2 protein-coding genes and 1 pseudogene are annotated in these 9343 nt (G+C 52.2%); 2 read left to right on the forward strand and 1 reads right to left on the reverse strand.

Going from position 1 to position 9343, the window contains the following annotated elements:
- Positions 1 to 120: 120 nt before the first annotated feature.
- Positions 121 to 519: pseudogene (locus tag IQ254_RS27065) on the reverse strand (amino acid transporter); the annotation flags it as partial.
- Between the two features lie 776 nt (positions 520 to 1295).
- On the opposite strand from IQ254_RS27065, the gene IQ254_RS27070 reads away from it, so the two are divergent.
- The gene (locus IQ254_RS27070; RefSeq protein ID WP_193969259.1) at positions 1296 to 7001 is read left to right on the forward strand and encodes a PAS domain S-box protein; all 5706 of its coding nucleotides are present in this window, start codon (positions 1296 to 1298) and stop codon (positions 6999 to 7001) included.
- Positions 7002 to 7258: 257 nt separating this feature from the next.
- Positions 7259 to 9094, forward strand: coding sequence for an EAL domain-containing protein (locus tag IQ254_RS27075; RefSeq protein ID WP_193969260.1), 1836 nt, complete (start codon positions 7259 to 7261; stop codon positions 9092 to 9094).
- Positions 9095 to 9343: the final 249 nt, after the last annotated feature.

The following is a 9343-nucleotide window of genomic DNA, read 5'->3' on the forward strand; positions in this document are numbered from 1 at the left end:
AGTTATGGACCGACTGGGCACTCCAACTGATAGCGCTCAAACCCCATAAACATCGCTATTTTCAGCGTGGTCTCTATGCTCTATCCCTGATGCAGCAAGCTCTTTAGGTACGTTGTCACCCGTTAAGGTAATGGTGATGATGAAGTCAGTGGCGGCAAAGCCCAGCAACATCAGCACAAATAGCTTGCCCTGCCACCAAGGCAGCCGCCGCTCTAGCATAGCGATAGAGCCTTCCCCATGGGGGCTGAGCTTCGCCACCTGGCGATAGATGGGCAGGGCTCCAAACAGCGTCACTAGGATTAAGATCAGGGTGGCCAACGGAGACAATGCCCCCGCCGCTAGGGCAGCAATGCCGGGTTGATAGCCCAGGGTCGAGAAGTAGTCCACCCCCGTCAAGCACATCACCTGCCACCAGGGATGTTTGAACTTGTGTTCGTCGGCCTCGTCGCGGTCTTCGTTGAGTAGCCAGTGGGTGAGGTAATGGCGGTGCTGCTTCGGCGGAATAATCGGGCTAACCATGGGGGTTCAGCAGATCAAGAGGGTTGAGAGGAGATTTCACTGCTGCAACCATTCGACTAGCGCTAGGCAAAACCTTGCCGATGGCTGATGAAACGAGGCAGCAGTGAATACCGCTCTTCATTGTCCTGCAAAAGCTTGGTGATACCGCGTTGCAGGTGAGGGTTCCCCGCGATCTAGAGGCCGCAACTTACTGCCGACCTGCCTCATTAATGCTGACAGAGAACTCGTTAAGCCCTAAGGTTTGTGTCAAGGATGGGATCGCTACATCGGGAACCGGTCTTCAAACTCGATCGCGAAACGATTTAAGGCACTTTTCCAATCTTGAATCGGCCTCGTCCATTTTTTTGAGACGTTAGCAATCGCGAGATAGATCACCCTAGTTGACTGACAAAAGTTATCCGTCCCTCACCCCCAACCCCTCTCCCAGAGGGCGTTCGTGGAGCGTCTCCGAAGGAGAAGGGGAGCCAATCCACTTTTCCGGTTCCCTCTCCCCTCGGGAGAGGGCTAGGGTGAGGGCTTTCGAGGATTCTGTTCACAAGTTTTGTCAGTCAATCAGTAGAACACCTTCATAGCCGACTCATCGGGCGAAAGTACATCAGGATGAACAATACCTTATCCTCCAGGTCGCTCAAGTGCGCTTTGCGCCCCGCTTCGATGGCTCGTTGGCGGCCTTCGCGCTGAAACGTGTCTTAAATGAAGCGGTTCCAAGCGTGGCCAAAGGTCTCATGGCTTACACTTGAAGCTGGTGCGGGCTGCGACCTTAGGATTTCTGCTCCATGACAACCTCGGAACCAACTGTGCTGTTTCTAATGGAGTCGGCGACAGAGCAGGCCCGGTTGCAGAGAGCACTGCAAGGGGAAGCAACCTGGCGCGGGCAGATTTTAGCGGGGGTTGAGGCGGGTTGCCCCGATGTTGTGCTGCTAGATTGGCAGTGCTATGCAGCCCAGGGGCCAGACCTGCAGACCCGCTGGGGCTCTACCAGGCCAGACCTGGTTTTGTTGCTAGATGATGGCAGTGATCTAGGGGCGATAGAGCTTGACCAGACTGGAATCGCAGATTTTTTAGATCGGTCTCAGCTCTACGGTACACGCCTCTGGGTGACCATCCGTAACCTGTGGCAGCGGCGTCAGCTCAGGCAGCAATTGCAGCATCGGGCTACCGGCCCAGGCGAACGGGGGCAGCCAGACCCTACCCAGGGCGACGAGGCTGCCGCCCAGTCGTCGGGGCTCGGTGGGAGTAGGGCCGTTTTCAAGGCTGTGTATGACCAGGCTGCTGTCGGTATCTGCATAGCGTCTCCCTCATCTGGGTCGATACTCTTTGCCAATCAATGGTTTTGCGATTTTTTGGGCTACAGCGAAGCCGAACTGCAGCAAGTGCGGTATTCCGACTATAGCCATCCTGAAGACACCCTGGTGGACGACGCCTGGATGGCGCAGTTAATGGCCGGCAAGATGCCATGCTTCACGATGGAAAAGCGGCTATTTCATCGCTCGGGTTCTCTGCGGTGGGTAAAATTAACCGTTTCTAGGGTAGAAACGTTCCCGGCCCAGGCCCCCTGCATCATTGCCATCTTTCAAGACATTACTGAGCAGAAGCAGCTGGAGGCCGATCGCCGTCAGGCCGAAATTGACCTGCAAGAAAGCCGAGACTTCTTGCAGACCATTGTGGATAATTTGCCCGTCAGCCTGTTTGTTAAAGATGCCCGACCCGACCATTTTGGCGAATTTGTTTTGGTTAACCCGGTCTGTGAGTATTTCTTTGACTACCCACGGGAGAAAATTTTAGGTAAGACCGATCGCGATCTGTTTTCGGCTGAGCAGGCCGATGGGTCTCTCCGGGTCGATCGCCAGGTTATGGCCAACTGGGTCAAAACCCGGCTGGAGGAAGTCGTCGATTGCCCCCACCTGGGGCGACAAATTTTAGAGACTGTCAAAGTCCCAATTTATGATGCCCATGAGCAACCCCGCTATCTATTGGGCATTTCCCAAGACATTACCACCCTGAAGCAAGCTGAAAATGACCTCCGCCGCAGCGAACAAAAGCATCGAGCCCTGGTGCAGGCGCTACCCGATCTAATTGTGCATATGACCGGCGAGGGGGTTTATCTCGATTTCTTTGCTCCCAGCAACATGAGGTTTTTAGGCGCTCCCAGCGATCTGGTTGACAAAAATATCTATGCGCAGGGCTTGCCCAAGGATGTGGCCGACCAACGGATGAACCATATCCATCAGGCCCTGGCTACCGGATCCCTGCAAATTTATGAGCAGACCCTGGTGATTGGCGAAACGACCGTTACCGAAGAGGTGCGCATTGTCCCTGCTGGCAACCATGATGTCTGGGTCATTGTGCGAGATATTACAGAGGTTGCCCAACTGGAGGCGAAACGGCAGCAGGCTGAACATGAACTGCGAGCGAGTCGGGAGTTTATTCACCACATTACCGATAGCTCTCCCAATGTGATCTATATCTACGACCTGGCCCAACACTGCAACCGCTTCATTAACCGCGAAGTGAGTACCTATCTGGGCTATACCGACGACGAGATGATCGCCCGGACCAAGCAGTCTGTCGTGGCTTTGATGCATCCTGACGACCAAGAAGCGGCCAACCGCTACTTTGATCGCCTGGCGACCCTGGCCGATGACGACTTTGCCGAACTCGAATACCGCATGCAGCACAAAAATGGGGAATGGCGCTGGTTTTTGAGTCGCGATCGCGTCTTTGAGCGCGACCCAAATGGCCAGGTGACGCAAATTGTGGGCAATGCCCAAGATATTACCCCCCTCAAGCAAAGCCAGCTGGCCCTAGCCCATAGCAATGCCGAAATGGAGGCGCTTTTCAAAGCATCCCCGGATCTACTGTTTTGCCTCGATCGTGAGGGCAAGATTTTGGCCTATAAAGCCGGGCCCAACAACCCCAACCTCTACGTACCCCCAGAAGAATTTTTGGGGCAACAGGTGCAAGATGTTCTACCCCTTGAGGTGCAATTCCTTTTTGTGGAAGGTATTGCCCAAGTTTTGGCGGGCCAAAATTTGGTTAGCTTTGAATATCAACTACCACTTGGCAGCCAGCTAGAAGACTTTGAAGCCCGCCTGGTTCCCTTTCAGGAGGAGCAGGTGATTGCGACGGTGCGCAACATTAGCGATCGCAAACGCGACGAAGCCGCGCTACTGCATGCCTACGAGGCGATCAGCCAGCACGCAACTCAACTTCAGCTCGTCAACGAAACCCTGCAAGCAACCCTGGAGGAACTCCAGACCACTCAGGCAGAACTCCAGCAACTCAACGAAGCGCTTGAGCAGCGCGTGCAGCAGCGTACCGTAGACCTGGCGCGATCGGAGCGCGATCTGCGCACTATCTTCAACAATGTCTACGACGCAATTTATATCCATGCCCTGGACGGCACTATTGTAGATATCAACGATCGCGCCCTAGAGCTCCACGGTGCCACTCGAGACCAGTTGGTGGGCAGTCACGTCGCTGCCTTGTCTGCCCCCAATGCTCCGCTCGACCAGGTCTCTGAGCTGTTTCAGCAGGTGCAGAAGAGCGAGTCGCTCCAGTTTGAATGGCCCGGTCGACGGCTGAGCGATAATACCGAGTTTGATTCAGAGGTGATCTTGCGACGGGTCACCCTCGGCGATCGGCCCGTTGTCCTTGCCGGGGTGCGCGACATCAGCGATCGCAAACAGGCTGAAGCTGCTCTGCGCGACCGGGAAGAACGGTGGCGGGCCATTTTTGAGCAGGCTGGTGTGGGCATTAATTGGACTGACCTGAAAGGCTATTTTATTCAGGTCAATCAGAAACTCTGCGACATTTTGGGCTATGAGTCCCCGGCCGACTTGGCGGCAAGGCACTTTTCCGAAATCACCCATCCCGACGATGTAGTCGCCGACCAGGCCAACGTAAATCGGCTACTGGCCGGGGATATTTCCAGCTTTGTGATGGAAAAGCGCTACATTCGCCAGAATGGCGCAATCGTCTGGGTCAATCTAGCCGTTTCTCTGGTGAAAAACTCAGAGGGTGAGCCAGTTAATTGGATTGCCGTGATCCAAGACATTAGCGATCGCAAACGCAGCGAAGCTGAACGCAAACAGGCCGAGATTGCCCTACGAGAATCTCGCAACATGCTGAAACTGGTGCTCGACGCCACCCCCCAGCGACTGTTTTGGAAAGATCGCGAGCTGAGATACCTGGGCTGCAACCCGGCTTTTGCGAATGACTGTCAGCTCACCCCAGACACCATTGTGGGTAAAACCGACACTGAACTGATCTGGGCTAACTTTGCCGAAAGCTACAACAACGACGATCGACAGATAATCACAACAGGCACCCCCAAACTCGACTATGAAGAACTCCTAGGCGATGCGTCAGGCGAGCAGATCTGGATACGCGCCAGCAAAGTGCCTCTCACCAACAGCCAGGGCGAGGTGATTGGTGTCCTTGGCTGCTACGACGACATCACCGATCGCAAACGTGCTGAAGCTGACCTGCGAGATAGCGAAGAACGCCTGCGGCTGGCGCTGATGGCCACCAATCAGGGGCTCTATGACCTAGACTTGCGCACAGACGAGGCGATCGTGAGCCCGACCTATGCCGCCATGCTGGGCTATAGCCCGGTCAACTTCCACGAGACCACCGCTAAGTGGCAACAACGCCTGCACCCCGATGACCGTGGGCGAGTTGGGGCGATTTACCGGGCCTATGTTGCGGGTGAACGCCCAGACTACAAAGTCGAGTTTCGTCTGCGCATGCAAAATGGGCACTGGAAATGGATCTTGTCAGTGGGCAAAATTGTCGCCTGGGATGAAGCCGGGCAGCCCCTGCGCATGCTGGGCACCCATACCGATATTGATGAGCGCAAACAGCTCGAACAAGAGCAAGCCCGACTGCTCAGCACGCTGAAACATGCTGAGCAAGCCCTCAAACGGGCCAATGCTGACCTCGAAGCCCGCGTCGCTGAGCGCACCGCCGAATTGGTTGCCGCCAAAGATGTAGCAGAGTCTGCCAACCGCGCCAAAAGCATCTTTTTGGCCAATATGAGCCACGAACTGCGCACCCCGCTCAACGCCATTTTGGGCTTTAGTCAGCTCATTGGGCGAGCCCCTACCCTGCCCAGTCGCCATGTCGAAGAACTACAAATTATTAGCCGCAGCGGTGAACATCTGCTGACCCTGATTAACGACATCCTAGAAATGTCAAAGATTGAAGCGGGTCAGATTAGCCTAAACCCGGGAAATTTTGACCTGCCTCAGCTGTTAAACAACCTCATGGCGATGCTGCGCCTGAAGGCAACGAGGAAGGGGCTAACCTTCACGATTAACCACCATGCTGCTCTACCCCAATACATTCGTACCGACAACCACAAGCTGCGTCAGGTGTTGCTCAATCTGCTGAGCAATGCCATTAAATTTACCCAGGCTGGCTATGTCAGCCTGCGGGTTACGCCAGGTAGCCCGCTACTGCCGCACACCCAGGGTTTGCTGTCCCCAGGGGGAGACGAGATCGGCCCCGAGGCAGCGGCGGGGGAGATGGTGACGCTGCGGTTTGAGGTAGAAGACAGCGGCATTGGCATCGCCCCTGAGGATCTGACCCTGATCTTTGAGCCCTTTGCACAAACGACCAGCAGTCGCCAATCTCAGGAGGGCACCGGGCTGGGGCTACCGATTAGCCGTCAATTTGTGCGTTTGTTAGGGGGCGAGCTGACTGTTAGCAGTCAGCCCGATGCAGGGTCAATCTTTGGGTTTGAAATTCCGGTCAAGGTGATAGATGCGGCGGCGATCGCCCCGGCTGAGCTGCCTCGCCGGGTGCTTGCGATCGCCCCTGACCAGCCCGAGTACCGCATCTTAATCGTCGAAGACAACTGGGCCAATCGAGTTTTGTTGCACAACTTGCTCACCGACCTTGGCTTTACAGTGCAAACTGCCACCAATGGGCAAGCCGCCATTGAGCAGTGGCAGACCTGGCAGCCTCACCTCATTTTCATGGATATCCGCATGCCAGTGATGGATGGCTATGAAGCTACCGAGGTGATTCGGCAGCAGGAACAGGTCCTCCGCCTGCACCAGCCCGACCTGCCGCCAACCAAGATCATCAGCCTCACAGCCGGGGTACCCTACCAAAGCCAGGCCGAATTTGACCAGACTGGTTTCGATGGCTTTATGGTTAAGCCCATCCAAGAAACCGAAATAACGCGCATCCTGGCCCAGCATTTGGGCGTTCACTACATCTACGAGGCCCAGGCCACCCTGCCAGCGTCTACAGACTCCAGCCTTGATCTGACCGTCGAACGCTTACGGGAGCTACCCACCGCCTGGATTGATCAGTTCCACGACGCCCTGATCCGCCTTAACCAAGATCAGATGATGGTCCTAATTGCCGCCATCCCTCCCGAACAGGCACCTATTGCCCAGGCGCTAAGCCACAAGATCCATAACTTTGACTACGAGATCTTGCTCGATCTGACCCAGTCTATTCTCAATTGAAATTTATTTTTGACATTATCTAAAGCCCAGATCATGGCAAACCGTCACGAGAATGTCACTTTCCTGCCCTAAAATCAGCGCGTTTTATAGCTCAGGTAAACTATTTTTTTGAGATCCGATCGATATCTCTGTGCCCAAAATCTTTACCACATCTTCAACCTTAATTGCGCATAAATGCCGATTTTTTTGACTGAAATCTATGTCAGAAATAGGCTATTGATGATATTACCGAACTATATCAAGAGAGCCAACAAGAGATGTTTCTGCCCCAGTCTGATTCATTAGATGACAAACAATCAGATGTCTTAGCGGCAGCATTAGTCAATATTCTAGTGGTTAAAGAAGAACATAGAATTGTCGTCAAAAAGCTTGATAAAGAAACTTTAACCATTGGTCGCAGCTCTGCCGATGACATCTTGTTGAGCTCACAAGGGGTTTCTAGATGCCACGCAACTATATATTTTTCTAAGGGTGCCACCTGGATTATTGACGGCGATCTTAAAGGTCGCGTTAGTACAAACGGGCTATTTGTAAATGGAGCCAGAGTCGCTGTTCATAAGCTCAACCCATGTGATGTCATCGGTTTCCACAAGGGAGTCTACGCCTTTTTTCTAAGTCAAGTAGACTGTTCCATAGTAGATGATTCCCCAGAAGATTTAATCCGGAAATTGGCTTTTTTTGTTTCCGGTAAAAATACTGAGGGGACATCACTTGACCAATTAATTCTTCTCAATCAGAGCACTCAAGCCACTTTAGTGAATTCGGAAAAAGTCCCTCTTTTAGATAGTTTAACCAGGCTGCAAAACCGGGAATCTTTCTTTGCAAGGGTGAAAAAATCACTCGAATTCAGGCAGAAAATTTCGCCAAATCATAATTTTGCGGTTCTTTTTATTGATGTCGATCGATTCAAGATGATTAACGACAGTCTGGGTCATTTAATCGGAGATGAATTTTTGATTCGGCTGGCCAGAAGACTTAGTCGCTGCATGCGAATAGGAGATATGGTAGCTCGCTTGGGAGGAGATGAATTTGCAATATTGCTAGACAATCTCAAGTCTCCCGATGAAGCAATAGAAATTGCCAAACGATTGCAAAAATCTATAGCAAAACCTTTAAAGATTGAACCTCATGAACTATATCCTAGTGTCAGTGTTGGTATAGCTTTGAGCTCCCTGGACTACCAAACTGTAGAGGAGATCATTAGAGATGCCGATACAGCCATGTATCATGCCAAAAACACGGGCAGAGCAAGGTTTGTCGTCTTTGACATTGAGATGCACAAAAAGGCGACTAATCTGCTCCGCTTAGACAGTGATTTAAGACGAGCTGTAGACCAAAAGCAACTGGAGCTCTACTATCAACCAATTGTCTCTCTGGCTCAAAAAAAGCTGGTCGGCTTTGAGGCTTTACTTCGTTGGAATCATCCAGACAATGGGCTGATTAGCCCCGAAGTCTTTATTCCCATGGCTGAGGAAACCAATCTAATTTATCAGATTGGGCAGTGGGTACTCAATGAAGCCTGTCAGCAGCTGAGCCGATGGCAGGCCAATCCAGCGATTAGAATGCCCCTATCTGTGAACGTCAACATTTCCTCTAAACAGTTGACCGAAGTCCACTTGGTAGATCGACTTGTGGTCACGGTGAAAAAATATGACCTCACTCCCGACATGCTAAATATCGAGGTGACCGAAAGTAATCTTATGGAAAACACCATTCAATCTCTCAAACTTCTGAACCAGCTCAAGCAGGCTGGCTTTAAGCTGGGAATTGATGATTTTGGTACTGGGTATTCGTCTTTAAGCTATCTAAACAAGTTTTCTGTCAATAGCCTAAAGGTAGATCGATCCTTTATCTCACAAATAGATAAACCCGATAATAACACCAGCATTAGCATTACCAAATCAATCATTACATTGGCCCACAGTCTTGGCGTCAAGGTCGTCGCGGAAGGTATTGAGAGTTCATATCATTTGGCTTGGCTGCTGCAGCAGAAATGTGACTATGGGCAGGGGTTTCTATTTTCAAAACCCATACCCGCGGCCGAGGCCACTCGGTTTGCCGAGAGAGGGCTAGATTGGCCCTGGAAATACTAAGGGATACGCTCCATTCCAGTAGTTTTCCAACGCCGCCCAGCAGCGCTCAATGGGGTTGTTGTATTTGCTGTGATAGGGCGGACAGTCAATCAACTTTCAACGCTAATCCCTAACTGAAGCGTGGTAGTGGACTAACGTAAAGGATGGAGAAAAAATAAGGCAACGCTGTCGTATTTATAGATTCTGAGGGGGTAGCCTCCATGGCCATTGAGATGACCTGTCCAACCTGTGGGTCTCACGACATCTCCA

It is taken from the genome of Nodosilinea sp. LEGE 07088, from assembly GCF_015207395.1.
In the GTDB taxonomy this organism is placed as follows: Bacteria; Cyanobacteriota; Cyanobacteriia; order Phormidesmidales; family Phormidesmidaceae; genus Nodosilinea.